Raw genomic sequence first — 15,634 nt, forward strand, 5'->3', positions numbered from 1 at the left:
ATATCAGCTCTCTATGCATAAATCATCACGATGTATAACTACAGCTCCATGCGAAAAACCAAGAGCCTCTTCAATATCATGTGATTTAAGACCCTTTATAATATCAATTTCATCGCTGTTATAGCGGCATATGCCTATAGCCAGAGCTATACCTTTAGAGTCTGTCACAGATATACAGCTGCCACGCTCAAACTCGCCGCACACTTTTTTGATACCAGATGGCAGAAGACTTGATCCATCCTGCATCAGCGCCTGTACTGCACCATCATCAATAACCACAGAGCCAGAGGTTTTAGTTGCTGCCTGTATCCAGATCTTGCGTGACTGTATTTTGCTAAGCTGCGGTCTAAAATAAGTAGCCTCGGCCTTTTCACTGACTATATCGGCAATTATCTGCGGATCATCACCTGAGGCCACAACCAAGGTAATACCTGCCATTGTAGCTACCCTTGCAGCTTTAACCTTGGTGGACATGCCACCGGTGCCAAGTGTGGTGCCCGAACCGCCTGCCACTTTTATAATATCTTCATTAATCTCTGTTACTTCACGTATAAGTTTTGCATCTTTATTTTCTCTTGGATCGCTGTCATACAGACCTTTTTGATCTGTTAGCAGTATCACCATATCAGCAGAGCATAAAATACCGGTCAGTGCTGCCATATTGTCATTGTCACCCACTTTAATTTCCATAGTGGATACAGCATCATTTTCATTGATAACAGGTATTATGTCATGCTCCAAAAGGGCAGATAATGTATCCTTAGCATTTAAAAAGCGCTCGCGGTTTTCCAGATCGGCTCGGGTTAAAAGTATCTGTCCTATATGTATGTTATAAATAGAGAAAAATCTTTCATACAGCTCCATAAGCTTGCTCTGACCTACAGAGGCTAACATCTGCTTTGAGCTCAAAAGCGCAGGCAATTTAGGATCATTTAACTGTTCACGTCCTGCAGCCACGGCACCTGATGAGACTAAAAGCACCTTATGTCCTTGACTTTTAAGGGCGGCCACTGCTCTTACAATCTCCAGCATATGGGCTTTATTTAAATGTTTTGAGCCTCTGGTTAAAGTACTGGTTCCAAGCTTTACAACAACTGTTTTGCAATCTTTCACATTCAAATCCTAATTTTCTATATCAAATTTCTGACAGAAAAACTTTTCAATCTCCAGAAATACAGGAAAATCCCGCATAGTGAAACTTAATTTTTTAAACTCTTTTATATAGGTATTCTTAAAATTGTAGTTGATAAGTTTAACATCATCATTTTTTATTTTGCCATGGGATAAAGAGCAGATAAAGCATGGTATGGCACAATTGCCTGACATTGACAAAAGTCCCTGCTTTTTAAGTGACATAATCTGCAGCTGTGGAATAATGGTAGACCAGCTTGCAGCATCAAGCCCCATTCTGTTGGCAAGTGAAGCTCTGTTGCAAAGAGGCATTTCATTTAAAAAATCCTGATTGGTATAAAGCTTGTCAACCATAGGATCGATAAGAGCTATGGCCTTTATAAGATCAGGGCGCAATATGGACAGACGTACTACAGGATTGCAGCCTACAGAATGTGCTGTAACACCTATATTGGTGCTGTCAATAAAAGGCACCTTCTCTTTAAGATGTTCAATGGCAGATTCAAGTATATCAGAGCTTCTTTCGTTTAAAGACAGTGAAATACTGCCGCCCACACCTGGCAGATCCAGAATTAAAACAGCAATACCATGACGGCTTAAATAGTCAGCATAGATACGGAAATAGTCAATGGCACTTTGCCAGTAGGTACCTGCAATAATGACGCATGGGTGCAAGGAGGTATTATCAGGACTGTGTAAAAAGGCTGTGACTGTTGTATCACGCACCTTAAAGCTCTCCTCTGAAAAATACCCCAGATCCTTATCATGGGCAAAGATCTCGCGATAGGATTTGCGGCCTAAAAGAGCAGATTCAGCTGCCAGATCATCACCTTTTAAATTAGGATATGATGCTATGGCAAAATAGCGCGATGCCATTCTAAAATGATGGCTGGCCGCCTTTTCTTCTCCTGCCAAAAGCTCCTGCTTGGCCCTTAAATAGCGATCCTGAGCTATACTTGAAAATTCATAAATCCAGTTGCCAGGACCATAATCTATAACTGTATCCAGGCAGTTTTCACGCGATCTTTTATTGTCACTAGCTGCAATTTTAGCAAGAGCCATATCAATATCGAGCAGATTGCCGCCAAGCCAGGTCCACAAAAAGCGATATACAGGACGATACCACTTGTTGAAATAACCTGTAAGATAGCCGCCAAAAAGATGATCCTCAGATATGTTCAAATCTGAATTTGATATAACAGAGGTCTCACGAGAGGTGCGCCGAGGCTTGAACAGAATTTCACTTAGATTTTTACTTTCATGGCTATCACTCATAACTATCTCCAGCGCTTTACAAGATTTATGTTGGGTATATACACCTTTATCATGCCCTAATGACAAATATTATAGTATCATTGAGTTAATATAAATAAAGGAGTTTTAGATGTTAACACAATGCCCTTATTGCAATAGCTCAAATATCAAACGTCTTAATACCATACGTGAACTTATAGTGGTAAGTCCTCTTGAGTATGACAATCCATACAATGGTGCCAGCGCAACTGTGGAAAGCGCTATCTGTCTTGACTGTCATATAGGCTTTAACTTAAATTCCCTGCCGCAGGATCTTATTGATTATGCCTGCAAAACAGGATTTTTAGGTGCATATGCTGGCATAGGCGTCAATCACTACACCAAGATTACTGAATATATTGAAAAATACCTTAAAAAAGATGATGCCATTGTCGAGATTGGCTCAAGAAGCGGCAATCTTTTAAAACTGCTCGAACAAAAGGGTTATACCAATCTTACAGGTTATGATCCAGGTGCTGAATTTACCTCTACAGAGCATATTACTGCCTGCAAGGACTTTTATACCTATGATATAAAGTTCAATCCTAAGCTTGATGGCTTTATTCTGCAAAGTTCTGTAGACATCTTTACCGATCTTAATGCCATATTTGAAAATCTAAGAGATAATCTTAAAGAAGGCGGCTATATTATTTTTGAAGTACCTTCATCAAAGATTGCGCTTGCAACTCAAAACTACCGCATTCCTCTGTCTGCCTTTGACAGACTGGCCTGCGATCATGGCTTTAATATGATTGAAGGCTATGAGGCAAAAGATAACAGCGAGTTTAACCGCGCCGTCTTTGTTAAGCTCAAGGCTGGTGAAGCTCATGTACCTTTCTTCAGTCAGGAGGAGGCTCAAAAGGATTTAGAGCGTACCATTGCAGGTCTTAACAGCCATCCAATCAGCCTTGAGAATCAGATAAAAATCAAGGACTTTATTGAAAACCACCAGAAAGATCAGATTGTACTGTGGGGTACAGGCTCAACCACCTTCAGAATGCTTGATACTGTAGATCACGAGCTGCTCTCAAGAATTGATTTTTATGTGGTTGACGGTCATGAGGACAGAAAAGGTAAAACTTATGTCTCCCCATGCAAGACCAAGTTTACTGTAAACTCTGTAAACTCTCTTAAGGATAAAGAGATTGATGCTCTTATCATCTGCGCCTCACATGAATTTACCAATGAGATTCTAGAGAGAATAAAGCAGTTAAACTGCAAAGTAAAAGATCTCTTCTATATCTGATAAAAGCTTTAACCATCAAAAAACCAGAGCTTTGCTCTGGTTTTTTTGCTTTTTATCTTATTTTAAAATGATATCCAAAAGCTCTGACATATTCTTTCTGCCAAAGCTTATGTGCTCTTCATTTACCACAAGACATGGCACAGACATAACTTTATATTTGTCTCTTAGCGCCGGGAAGAGATTTAAATCATAAACCTCTGTTGTCACATTGTCATTAAGTGAGGCAATTCTCTGAGCTGCCACCACAAGATCAGGACACATGGTGCAAGACAGGGAGATCAGGACCTGTATTTTTGTAGGTGCTGCAATTGATTTAATGCGCTGCATGTCAGCATCATCAACTGCCTGACCAGGACCTGATGCATTGTACAGACCTAATATAAATGAGGTAAACTCATGACCGCCTGGCACGCCATGGAAGGATAAACCTGTAAACTGTCCATTTTTTACAAGGCGCACTGCAGGCATATCATCACATGAACCCTGTGTAACAGTTATCTTGTCACTTAGTGCTGCAATTTCATTCATGGCAGATAAAAGTTCGCTGCCCTTGTCAGAGCCGTCAGAGCAGACCTCAAGAGTTATTGCACTCTCCATTCTTTCAAATACGGCATTAAGCTGAGGGATCATATCCTCTGTAACAAAGGAGCCATCAGTAGTTGCAGAGGCTGAGGCCTTAGCTGAAACACTCTCCTGTGGAGCCTTTCTTGTGGCATTTGGCACAACAGGAATAATACCGGTGCTTTCATGGGCAGCTGCAGCCACCTTCTCCATGGCACAGGCAGCAAGAGCTCCGTCAGCTGTGGCAGTTACTACCTGACGCAGTCCTTTAATGCAAACATCACCTGCTGCAAAGACCCCTTTGACATTGGTCTGCATGTCAGAGTCGGTAATGATATAGCCACTCTCATCCAATGCTACTATATCTTTTACAAGAGAGGTATTTGGCACATAGCCTGCAAAGACAAAGACACCGAAGGTATCCTGGTTTGAGGCTGTGTACTCAAAGCTTGTGTCATTTTTATTATCATAGATATGAGCTTTGACAATACCCATATCAGTACCTTCAATGCTCTTTAACTCATGATTGAATTTAACCTCAATCTTAGGATGGGCCATAACCTCATCGGCAATGGACTTGGCGCATGAGAAGGCATCCTTGCGCACTAAAATTGTCACCTTGCTGGCATAACGGGTTAAAAACATAGCCTCTTCAGCTGATGCATAACCACCGCCGATGACCAAAAGCTCCTTGCCTGTAAAAAACTCACCGTCACAGGTGGCACAGTAGGCCACACCTCGGCCTCTGAACTCGCTCTCCCCCTCAAAGCCAATATGTCTTGGATTGGCGCCTGTGGCAATAAGCAGAGCAAAGGCTTTAAAATCACCCTTTGAAGTACTTACTGTTTTAATGGTGTCATTGGCCTCTATGCCCTTGACCTCAGCGAGCATAAATTCAGCGCCGAAATTTGCAGCCTGCACACGCATGGTCTCAGTCAGAGCCTCACCGCTTGTGCTCTCAATGCCAGGATAATTTACCACCTCATGGGTAATGGTAATCTGTCCGCCAAATCTGTCCTTTTCAAGTACCAGCACTCTGTATCTTGCACGTGCCAGATAGATAGCAGCGGTTAAACCTGCAGGGCCGCCGCCTACAATAATTGCATCATAAATATTGTTATCAGCCATTGTTTTCCCTTCTATAAATTAAAACAGCCCTGCTTTTAATGGCAGGGCTGCATAAAACTTATGTGTAATCTATTTTAGTAAGATAGATTAGAGCTTACCTACCAGATCAAGACCTGGCTTGAGGGTGGCTGCACCTGGCTTCCACTTGGCTGGGCAAACCTGATCACCGTGCTCGGCAACGAACTGCAGAGCCTCTACGCGACGGAGTAACTCCTCAGCATTACGGCCAACGTTACCAGCTACAACCTCATAGGCAACAATCTTGCCCTCTGGGTTAACAACGAAGGTACCACGCTCGGCAATGCCGTCATTCTCAATAAGAACCTGGAAATCACGTGACAGACGGTGGGCGGCGTCAGCAAGCATTGGGTACTGAATTGCCTTGATGGTGTCTGAAGCATCGTGCCATGCCTTGTGAACAAAGTGAGTATCGGTTGATACTGAGTAGATCTCACAACCAATCTTCTTGAACTCTTCGTACTTCTCTGATAAGTCCTTAAGCTCAGTTGGGCAGATGAAGGTGAAGTCAGCTGGGTAGAAGAAGAATACTGACCACTTGCCAAGAATGTCCTTCTTTGAAACCTCGTGGAAGGCATCGTTCTGATAGGCCTGAACTGTAAAATCAGCAACTTCTTTATTGATTAATGACATATTTATATCTCCGTTTAGTAAATTAATTCTGTATGTTTAACACTGTTGAATGCATTATAAACCCAAAAATGTGTTTTTTAAGAATTTTTAAACCTTTTGCAAAAGCTTTTCTAATGCAAAAAATTATTAAATACGCTCTTGTCAGTTTAACAAGGCCACCGACGCTTCTGGCAATGCCCTGCAGACACTTAAATTTTATATATTTAACTTTATTTTCAGTAATTTATGCTCATATTTATATATATTATCCTAAAGTTTGAAGTAGGACTCCAAGCTCTTTTACAGCCAATATTTTAAAAAATGCATTTTTATAAATTCTACTTTTAATCTGGGCTTTGAGATGGCTATCAAAAGCGTTTATTCTGCACTGTATCTTCGATGCAAACGCCCCTGTATACAAAAGGATTATATAAAAATAACGTTTTTCCTTACTTATCATATACAGCCGCCTGCCAAAAACATTTTATATAAAAGTCAGTTTGTTAAAGACAGTGTATCTATGAGCACTTATAAGCTGCCGACAATGTGATCACATTTGCCATTAACTGTAAAGCTAAAAATTTTTTGAAAATATTTGTGGGAAAACATGTGGATTTTGTCGATATCTGTGGGGAATACAGATTTATAAGCGCTCGACGACCTGTGGGATTTAAAATAAGCAAAAACTTGAATTTAATTTTAATATTTAATATCAATATGTTACAACCATGTTTTCGCAAAGCCCATGATAACGGCATTTTAAAAAACTTAAAGCACTAAGTGCATTTACATACACTTTTGTATCATTAACTCAATGTTAGTGATAACATTCAAATTTTATACGGTAAACTACTGATTTTACGTAACTTTAAATCCTTTAAGGTGCACCTACAAATTATACGCATCATAACTTCCCCTTGCTGACCTGCAAAAATCACACAGCTTAAAAATTTTTGTAAAAAAAAATTCTCACAGCATGCACTACAATTAGACATCAGACTGTGTGTAATTTTCCCACAGCCATACGAATCTTTAAAATTTATTTTTCATAGCTTGACTTTACTAACATACTGAATAAAAGAATAATTTTTATTCAAAGCCTACTTTTAGCTCCTAAAATCTACAGTAAAACGCCCATATTTTACTTTCAGAATTGAAAAATTATAAATAGTCAACTGTAAAATTTTTATTTAATAAAAATCAAATGTGGGAAAACATGTGGTTTTGTGTTAAATCTGTGGGATATTACGATAATACAGCGCTTTTGAGCTTGTGGGAAAACAAATAAAACATTTTACTTGACTTTGTAAACTTACAAATTATCAGTAACTTATAATTAAAAGTTAGCTAAACACAACAATTACTACAATGACCTTTTTGGCATTGACTTTTATTAATTATATCTTTTTCAAAAAGAAATATCACAAAAATCCCACAAATCTAACATATTGATTTTTCGAGGTTTGATAATAATGCCACAAAATATCATTACATTTAGTAAAACTTTCATTTCTGAAAATACAAATATTGTTGGATAAGTGTTGTAAAGCTGTTGGATTCCTTTTATTTTTATAAAAATGAGCTTTTTTAATAAAAAACTGGTGCACTGTATAGGCTGTCTTTTTTGGTAAAATAGCTTTCATTTTTAGTAATATCGATATACAGCTATGCCACGCAACAAAAGTTCACTTTTAAGATCAGGCATGATTACTGCCATGGCCACCTTTGTCTCACGTATTTTAGGCATGATAAGAGATATGGCCATTGCCTCACTGCTAGGCGCGAGTCTTAGTGCCGATATATTTTTCTTTGCCAACCGTATTCCAAATTTCTTCAGACGCCTTTTTGCCGAAGGTGCCTTTGCTCAGGCCTTTGTTCCTGTCATGACCAAAACCAAAAAGGATCAGAACTTTGATGATCTAAGAGTGCTTATAGCCAAGACCATGGGTACGCTTGGCGCCATTGTCTTTATCATATGTGCTGCCGGTATGATACTCTCGCCTGTGGTCACAGCTCTTTTTGGTTATGGCTGGTATCAGGATTATGTGCAGGGCGGTGCAGATGGCTATAAATTCACACAGGCCTCGGATCTGCTTGAAATTACATTTCCCTATCTGTTTTTTATAACTCTTACAGCTTTATACAGCTCTATACTTAATGTTTATAATTCATTTTTAGTACCGGCAATAACTCCATGTATTTTAAATCTGTCATTGATTGCTGCTGCCTATTTCATTGCACCACACTATAGTGCTTATGATCCAAACACTATTCTTGCCTATGCCATGGTCACAGGCGGTGTCCTGCAGTTTTTATTTCATGTACCTTTTATCATAAAACTAAAGCTTTTTGTGCTGCCTCGCTGGGGCTGGAGACATGAGGGGGTAGAGCGCATAAGATTTTTAATGCTGCCAGCTTTACTTGGAGTATCAGCAAGTCAGCTCAATCTTCTAGTCAACACAATTCTGGCTTCATTTTTAGCCACCGGCTCCATATCCTATCTGTACTATTCAGACAGATTGCTTGAATTTCCAATAGGTATTTTTGCAGTTGCTATTTCAACTGTTATTCTGCCATCGCTCTCACGCATAGATTTTGTCACACAAAAAGCTCATTATGCCTCAACCCTTGACTGGGGAGTAAGGCTTGTGCTGCTGCTTGGCATACCATCTGCTGTTGGAATTATTGTGCTGCGCGAGCCAATACTGCGTGTGCTTTTCATGCGCGGTGCCTTCAATCACGAACATGTGCTGCTTTCATCCTATTCCCTGCTGGCATCTGTATCAGGTCTGTGCGCCATTATGCTCGTGCGTGTGCTTGTTCAGGGCTTTGCCGCCATTCAGGATACAAGAACACCTGTTAAATGCTCTTTAGCCTCCATCTTTTCCAACATTGTGTTCAATCTGATTTTAATCTGGCCTCTTGCCTATATAGGCCTTGCCCTGTCAACAGCACTTGCAGCCTATGTCAATGCCATACTGCTTTTATATATGCTCTATAAAAAAGGTATTTATACAGTATCAAAAACCACACTGCTCTTTATTTTAAAGGCCCTTGTTGCAGCTCTTGTCATGGGGTTTTGCGTGCGCTATTTCAGCCCTGATTTTGCCACATGGGTCAATATGAGTTCACTGCACTCATGTTTATATCTTGCAGCCTTTATTGTCTCAGGCGCCTTTGTTTTTACCGTCAGTGCCTTGCTTTTGGGAATTAAAATCAAAGATATAAAAAGATAGAAGTTTAAAAAATGAGGTTCGGTACACGATATCTTAATGATATATCTTTAATTTTTTTTATTTAGTACTAAGATATATGTATATAAATCATTTTTTTAGGTGGCATTCATGAAAAAATATATAAATCTCTTAGTTGTGATTGAGCCAAAAAGAGAAAGACAGGTGGCATTGAGCCGAGCTATTGAATTTGCCCGCTATAATCCGCAAGTAAAGATCACAGCCTTACGCCTCGTATATGACTTCTCCTATGATCTGCATATTCTAAACAAGAATAAAGAGAGCAAGACCAAAGAGGATGTGCAGGATGTGCATATACATAATTTAGAGAAGATCATTGCTCCTTATGCTAAAGATAATGTCAATATAGAGCCTAAGGTAATCTTTGCCAAAGATATAGGTCAGGGCATTGTCAAGGAAATGATGGACAATAAATATGATCTTTTAATCAAAGGCGCCAACAATCACGGTATTTTAGACTCCATCATCTTTACCCCAATTGACTGGTACGTACTGCGCAACTCTCCACTGCCTGTAATTATTGCCAAGGAGCACTCCTGGAGCGATGGCGGCAATATTGTTGTAGCCCTTGATTTTACAACCTCAAGCAAGAAGCTAACCAATATCATTCTGCTACGTGAGGCACAGTTGCTCTCAACCATAACAGGAGGCACCATACATCTTGTCAACTCAGCTCCGGTGCTGATGCCAACCATTATGCTTGAAGTGCCAAACTATGCTCCTGAGGTCTATACAGAAAATGTATTAAAAGAACATAAAAGACGTCTTGAGGACTTTGCCAGACAGCACAATATACCGCTTGAAAACTGCCATATTGCAGAGGGTATGCCATATGATGTCATTCCAAATTTGTGCAAGCAGTTAAATGCCAAGACTGTATTTATAGGCTCTGCCGGACGTCAGGGAGTGTCAGCCGCTCTTATTGGCAATACATGTGAGGAAATAGTTGATTATATTGATGCAGATCTTATAGTTTTAAATCAAAAAACTTTACATAAATCTGCTTAAGATCACATTTTTGTAGTAAAATTACCTTGCGAACTAGATTTTTGCAGCGAGGTAATTTTATGAGCGCAGCGCTCTCTAACGCCTTTACCATACTCTTTATTATTTTTCTTAGCTATTTTCTAAAAAGAATTCGTCTTTTATCTCTTGATGTGGCCAAGCGTATGTCGTATGTAGTCATGTACATAACGCTGCCCTGTACCATTCTTGTCTCAACCAATGGTATTAAGCTTGATCTGTCATTAACCTCCATTTTGCTTATATCTCTTTGTATCAATATAATTCTTTTATGTGTAGGCTATTTTACGCAAAGAAGCGCCAAGATGCGTATCTTTACCATGATCAATCTTACGGGCTTTAATATAGGTAACTTTGTTATTCCATTTATGGCAGGAGCGCTAAGCTCTCGCGATTTTATGGTCATCTGTATGTTTGACATTATAAATGCGCTCTTTGTCTTCGGTGGCGCCTACTCTTTAGCCCTGTTCTTTAACAAGGGTGCAAGCAATGACAGTACCATTACACTAAAGGCCATCTTAAAAGAGATGTCAAAATCACTGCCCTTTTACTCCTATATAGTAGCCATATTTATGGCAGCCTGCAGTTTAACCTGGCCTGAAACTCTACTGCATACCTATAAAACACTCAGCGGATCCAACACCTTTTTATGTATGATGGTGGTGGGTATTGCCATCAGCTTCAGAATAAGACTTGAGCAGGTTAAAAAGCTGGCCTACATGCTGCTTTTACGCTATTCAACCTGCTTTGTACTTACCCTTGCCGTATGGTTTTTACTGCCGCTTGATGCCTCCGTGCGCATTGTCATCATGGTCATACTTGCAGCTCCCGTGCCATCAGTTGCTCCTATCTTAACTATCAAGGCAGTACCTGAGTATGCAGAAGATAGCGCCAATCTTAATACCTTGTGTATAATGGTATCCTTGTGCATTATGATTGCATTTAATACACTAATACCATTTCTTTTAGCCTGATTATGTTATCTAATCTTGATATTTTTAAAATAGGCATAGGCCCTTCATCATCACATACCCTCGGACCTATGCTCAGTGCCAGGGATTTTTGCAGCAGAATTGAGCCTAAGCTTGAGAGCATTGAGCGCATTGAGATTATTTTATACGGCTCACTGTCATTAACAGGCAGAGGGCATTTAACTGACAGTGCTGTGATCTGGGGGCTTTGTAATCTTGAGTGCGAAAGTATAACTGAGGAGCAGCAGAAACACTCTTTATCTCTTGCCAGAGAACAAAGAGTGCTGTTACTGTGTGGACGTAAAAAAATAACCTTCAACCCTATACTGGATATAGTTTTTTCCAAAGAGTTTAAAAAAGAACATGAAAATGCTCTGTCCTTTCACGCCTTTGATAAAAAAGGACAGATAGTCTGTGATATGACCTATTTTTCAATAGGCGGTGGCTTTATCAAAAGAGCTGATGAAATGGTTTCTGATCTTGACCCTGATACCACCAGCTCTGACATCTTTTATATAAAAAGTGCCAAAGATGCCATTAAACTGTGCACACAGCATAATCTCAATCTTGCCTCTTTGTCATTAAAATACGAACTGCAGTTTAACAGTCATGAGTATATTACAGGTTATCTAAAGAAGATCTGGCATGTAATGCAGGAGATTTATCAGTGCGGTGTCAACACCAAAAAAGAATTTCTGCCAGGTCCACTGCATTTAAAAAGAAGAGCGCCTGCCCTTGCACGCAATCTTTTAACCTCAGATGATCCTCTGTCCATTATTGACAACATATCACTCTATGCCATTGCCATAGCTGAGGAAAATGCCTCAGGAGCGCGTGTGGTTACAGCGCCTACCAACGGAGCCTGTGCTGTTATTCCTGCCACCATGCTCTATCTTAAAAACTCACTGCCTGATTTTGATGACTGCAAAGCTTCAGACTTTTTGCTTACAGCCATGTTAATAGGCTCGCTCTACAGGCAAAATGCCAGTATTTCAGGGGCAGAGGCAGGCTGTCAGGCAGAGATTGGTTCTGCAAGCTCCATGGCAGCAGGCGCTATGACCACTGTGCTTGGCGGCAGTGCCATTAAAGCCTGCAATGCAGCTGAAATTGCCATGGAGCATCATCTAGGTCTTACCTGCGATCCTGTCTATGGCCTGGTGCAGATCCCCTGCATAGAGCGCAATGCCTTTGGAGCCATCAAGGCCATATCAGCAGCACGTATTGCCCTGTCAGGAGATGAGGCGCAGAAGGTTAAATTAGATGAGATTATAGACACCATGTATAAAACAGGGCGCGATATGAGCTATAAGTACAAGGAGACCGCACTTGGCGGCCTGGCCTGTATTATAAAGTAGCGTAGATAAAATACTGATGCCAGGTGATATAGACCTTATCACCTTCTTTAAAATCTCTGTCATAGCAGGACATAAAATTTCTTAATTCTTTAAATGACAGAGGTTTGTCATTTAATGCGCCTACACCTGTATGTTTTATATAGGATAAAAGCTCATGACTGCCTGCAAAATACTCTTTAATCACACGCTCTTTAAAGATGCATTTAAAACCAAGACTCTCAAGTATGGCGCAGATTTCATCCTGCCCTTTATAGTCAAGACCTATATCTAAAAGGCTTTTAATTTCTTTAAAATTCTGTGGTCCAAAACTTGAAAAGGCAAGCTCGCCATGATCCTTTATAAGAGACTTTAAATGTAATAGAGCTCCTTTTAAATCCTGACACCACTGCAGCATAGCATTGCTTATGACAAGATCATAGGTGGCAGAGCCTTTTAAATCCATAAAATCCCCGGCATATGCCAGAGCCTTTTTATCGGCAAGGGGGGCTATAAGCTCCTGACATTTTTGCAGCATGGCAGGTGAGATATCGTTTATAACAAGATCTGCGCCTATGCTATTTTTAATTAAAAGCTCTGTAAGATTGCCAGTACCGCAACCTGCCTCAAGGATAAGATCTCTTGTTTTTAAAGGCAGCATAGAGACAAGATACTCTGCCATATCCTTTTGCACATGGGCATAGTCATGATAGCTTGCAGAGGCTTTATCAAAGCTCTTTTTTACACGAGATGCACTCATAAAGAGTCTCTAGAGCTTTAAAGACAGCTCAAAGAGCTCTCTGTCATAATGGGCACTATCACTTTGTATGATTAAAGAGCGGTCTTTAAAGTGAGCAAGCAGATTGTCTGGGGCAAAAATTCTATCTTTAAGTCCTATATAAGCCTTGTCAAAATGAATCTTTAAAAGACTTTGAATATCAGTGCTCTCATAGAGTTTTTTAATGCACAAAAGCTCTGCTCTTAACTGCTCATCAGTGCGTGTGCATCTGTACTGTTTATAGCTCTCATAGGCTTTAAGACCGCCACAGATGCGCATAAGAAATTTATCAAAGCTTTTACCGCCAAGATTATCAGCTGTAGCCATATACATAGCAGGACTTATACCCTCGCTTTCATCTATGGCCTTAACCGAGCCATTGATGGCTGCATGAAAATTGACCTTGTTGCAGGTGGATAAAAGACAGGCTCCTACAAAGACGCCTAAGGACCAGCCTATGCACTCTATTTTGCTGTAATTTTCAAAACAGGAAAAATCATAGGAAAAATTTGAATAGTCATAGACATAAAGCAGATCATGACTGCACTCTATGCCATCTAGCAGATTGTCTGACTGCGCAAAGCCTGAAAAAAAGACAATAAGGGTTTTGCTTTTACCCTTATAAATAAATTTCTGCTGCATACTAAAGCCTTAAAATCAGAGTGGACAGCTTTTCAATGTCATCATCACTTAAAAAAGAGCATAAAGACAGACGCAGACGGGCCTGCCCCACAGGCACTGTAGGATGCCTAACCGGCATGGCTAAAAAGCCATGCTCCTCAAACAGACTCGCTGCCTTTATGGCATTGTCATTGCTGCCTAAAATAATAGGTATTATATGACTGTCAGACGGGCAATTTAAACCCTTTGAGTGTATTACAGAGCGTATATATGTGCTTATCTGTGCAAGTCTGTCACGTCTTTTGGCAAATATATCAGATTTTTTTAGTATAAAGAGTGAATAAAGAATATTGACAGGCGGCAGTGCTGTGGTAAAGATAAAAGGGCGCATGGTATTAATCAGATAATCTTTGCAAACATCGCTGCACATAAGCACAGCTCCTGCCGAGCCAAAACCCTTGCCTAAGGTGACTAGCACAAAATCTATCTTTGAGAGAACCTTCTTTTCATAACACAGGCCAAGTCCCTGCCCGTATACAAAAAAGGAATGGGCCTCATCCACATAGATGTAAATATTGTCATACACATCCTTGAGCGCAGCTATTTTTTCAAGCGGAGCTATATCGCCATCCATGCTAAAGAGTGCTTCTGTGACAATAATGATACTCTCATACTCATCTTTGTATCTTTCAATAAGAGCTTTAAGATGCTCCACATCATTGTGTTTAAAGCGCAATGTTTTGCCAGAGCTTAAGGCCATACCGTCAATAATAGAGGCATGGGACTTTTTATCAGCAAGAATTAAAGTATCTGCAGAACCAAGGGTCTGCAGTACGCCGCTGTTTGCATCAAAGCCTGAATTAAAATACAAAGCCTTTTTGTTATACAGACTGCCAATGTATTGCTCAAATTCCTCAAAGCACATATAGCTGCCTGTCAAAAGGCGTGAGGATGATGATGAAAAATAAAAGTCAGATTCAGATCTGCTACTGTCTATAAAGTCACGCACCAGAGCCTTATCATGGCCAATGCCAAGATAGTCATTTGAGCTTAGATTGATATACTGTCTGTTATCTGTGCTGATATAGCAGTCTGTCTGTCTGCTGCTTCTTAAAAAACGAAAGCAGGAGTCATGTCTTTTTTTATCAAGCTGCTCCTGCATTCTCTGATAAAGGGACATTGTGATTTCTAATCTACAAAATTGGCTTCAGGTTTACTGTCTGAAATATGTTTTCTTGCTACATACTTAAGCTTAAGCTCAGTATTCTTGGCTTTTTTGACAAAGCGAATATTGTTATAGTCAAGACCACCTGTAGCCACATCATACTTTAAAATACCAAAAGGTGTGGATATGGCACCGCCTTCGCTTGGAGAATACAGAGCCGGGAAGTATTTAGGAGCACTCTCAGTCCAGACATAGACATTTGATGTCTGTGAATACTCATAGGATTTTTTTATAACACGCACAGACAGCTGATTGTCACCTGCCTCTGCTATCTGATATTCATAGACACTTGAGTGTTCTGGATTTCTCTCATCAAGGCCAACCCATGTACCGGCATAGTCATCAATAGCCGGAGTACAGCCGTTTATAGAAAATACAACAAACAGCACCATTGCAGATTTTATAACAAGATGGCGCAGTCTTGGCAGTGCAAACATATAAT

Annotated in this window: 13 protein-coding genes; 5 read left to right on the forward strand and 8 right to left on the reverse strand. The window is 40.1% G+C overall.

Annotated elements, in window-relative coordinates; genetic code table 11:
* Positions 1-3: 3 nt before the first annotated feature.
* Positions 4-1,113 (reverse strand): glutamate 5-kinase, encoded by a 1,110-nt coding sequence (proB, locus tag DRZ93_RS10420; RefSeq protein WP_218564288.1) that lies wholly within the window; start codon positions 1,111-1,113, stop codon positions 4-6.
* A 9-nt stretch (positions 1,114-1,122) separates the two neighbouring features.
* A complete protein-coding gene (locus DRZ93_RS10425; protein ID WP_113743691.1) occupies positions 1,123-2,406 on the reverse strand; it encodes an alpha/beta fold hydrolase in 1,284 nt (427 codons plus the stop codon).
* A 109-nt stretch (positions 2,407-2,515) separates the two neighbouring features.
* Here DRZ93_RS10425 and DRZ93_RS10430 point away from each other — a divergent pair, with 109 nt between their 5' ends.
* On the forward strand, positions 2,516-3,670 hold the full coding sequence (locus DRZ93_RS10430; RefSeq protein WP_113746552.1) for a methyltransferase domain-containing protein: 1,155 nt from the start codon (positions 2,516-2,518) through the stop codon (positions 3,668-3,670).
* 57 nt (positions 3,671-3,727) lie between these two features.
* Here the strand turns inward: DRZ93_RS10430 and DRZ93_RS10435 are convergent, their stop codons facing one another.
* Both DRZ93_RS10435 and ahpC read right to left on the reverse strand, forming a co-directional pair.
* Positions 3,728-5,359: an FAD-dependent oxidoreductase gene (locus DRZ93_RS10435; protein ID WP_113746553.1), complete on the reverse strand. Its 1,632-nt coding sequence runs from the start codon at positions 5,357-5,359 to the stop codon at positions 3,728-3,730.
* Between the two features lie 87 nt (positions 5,360-5,446).
* Entirely contained in the window at positions 5,447-6,010 is a 564-nt protein-coding gene (ahpC, locus tag DRZ93_RS10440) for an alkyl hydroperoxide reductase subunit C (RefSeq protein ID WP_113743688.1), read from the reverse strand.
* A gap of 1,646 nt (positions 6,011-7,656) precedes the next feature.
* On the opposite strand from ahpC, the gene murJ reads away from it, so the two are divergent.
* From murJ to DRZ93_RS10465, 4 genes are all read left to right on the forward strand, one after another.
* Positions 7,657-9,225, forward strand: a complete 1,569-nt coding sequence (gene murJ, locus DRZ93_RS10450; protein WP_113746555.1) for a murein biosynthesis integral membrane protein MurJ — start codon at positions 7,657-7,659, stop codon at positions 9,223-9,225.
* A 108-nt stretch (positions 9,226-9,333) separates the two neighbouring features.
* Positions 9,334-10,251, forward strand: a complete 918-nt coding sequence (uspE, locus tag DRZ93_RS10455) for a universal stress protein UspE (protein WP_113743682.1) — start codon at positions 9,334-9,336, stop codon at positions 10,249-10,251.
* A 59-nt stretch (positions 10,252-10,310) separates the two neighbouring features.
* Complete coding sequence (locus tag DRZ93_RS10460; protein ID WP_113743681.1) at positions 10,311-11,240, forward strand: AEC family transporter; 930 nt, start codon at positions 10,311-10,313, stop codon at positions 11,238-11,240.
* Between the two features lie 2 nt (positions 11,241-11,242).
* Positions 11,243-12,592 carry an L-serine ammonia-lyase gene (locus DRZ93_RS10465; protein ID WP_113746556.1) on the forward strand — a complete coding sequence of 450 codons (1,350 nt, stop codon included), beginning with the start codon at positions 11,243-11,245 and terminating at the stop codon, positions 12,590-12,592.
* Here the strand turns inward: DRZ93_RS10465 and DRZ93_RS10470 are convergent.
* From DRZ93_RS10470 to DRZ93_RS10485, 4 genes are read right to left on the reverse strand one after another with little or no spacing between them, the layout of a single operon-like run.
* Positions 12,582-13,328 (reverse strand): methyltransferase, encoded by a 747-nt coding sequence (locus tag DRZ93_RS10470; protein WP_113746557.1) that lies wholly within the window; start codon positions 13,326-13,328, stop codon positions 12,582-12,584. The genes DRZ93_RS10465 and DRZ93_RS10470 overlap by 11 nt on opposite strands.
* A 9-nt stretch (positions 13,329-13,337) precedes the next feature.
* Positions 13,338-13,988: a pimeloyl-ACP methyl esterase BioG family protein gene (locus DRZ93_RS10475; RefSeq protein ID WP_113743678.1), complete on the reverse strand. Its 651-nt coding sequence runs from the start codon at positions 13,986-13,988 to the stop codon at positions 13,338-13,340.
* 1 nt (position 13,989) lies between these two features.
* The gene (locus DRZ93_RS10480; RefSeq protein WP_113746558.1) at positions 13,990-15,147 is read right to left on the reverse strand and encodes an aminotransferase class I/II-fold pyridoxal phosphate-dependent enzyme; all 1,158 of its coding nucleotides are present in this window, start codon (positions 15,145-15,147) and stop codon (positions 13,990-13,992) included.
* An 8-nt stretch (positions 15,148-15,155) separates the two neighbouring features.
* Entirely contained in the window at positions 15,156-15,629 is a 474-nt protein-coding gene (locus DRZ93_RS10485; protein ID WP_113746559.1) for a hypothetical protein, read from the reverse strand.
* Between the last annotated feature and the right edge of the window lie 5 nt (positions 15,630-15,634).

Origin of the sequence: Anaerobiospirillum thomasii (assembly GCF_900445255.1) — a bacterium.
In the GTDB taxonomy this organism is placed as follows: Bacteria; Pseudomonadota; Gammaproteobacteria; order Enterobacterales; family Succinivibrionaceae; genus Anaerobiospirillum_A; species Anaerobiospirillum_A thomasii.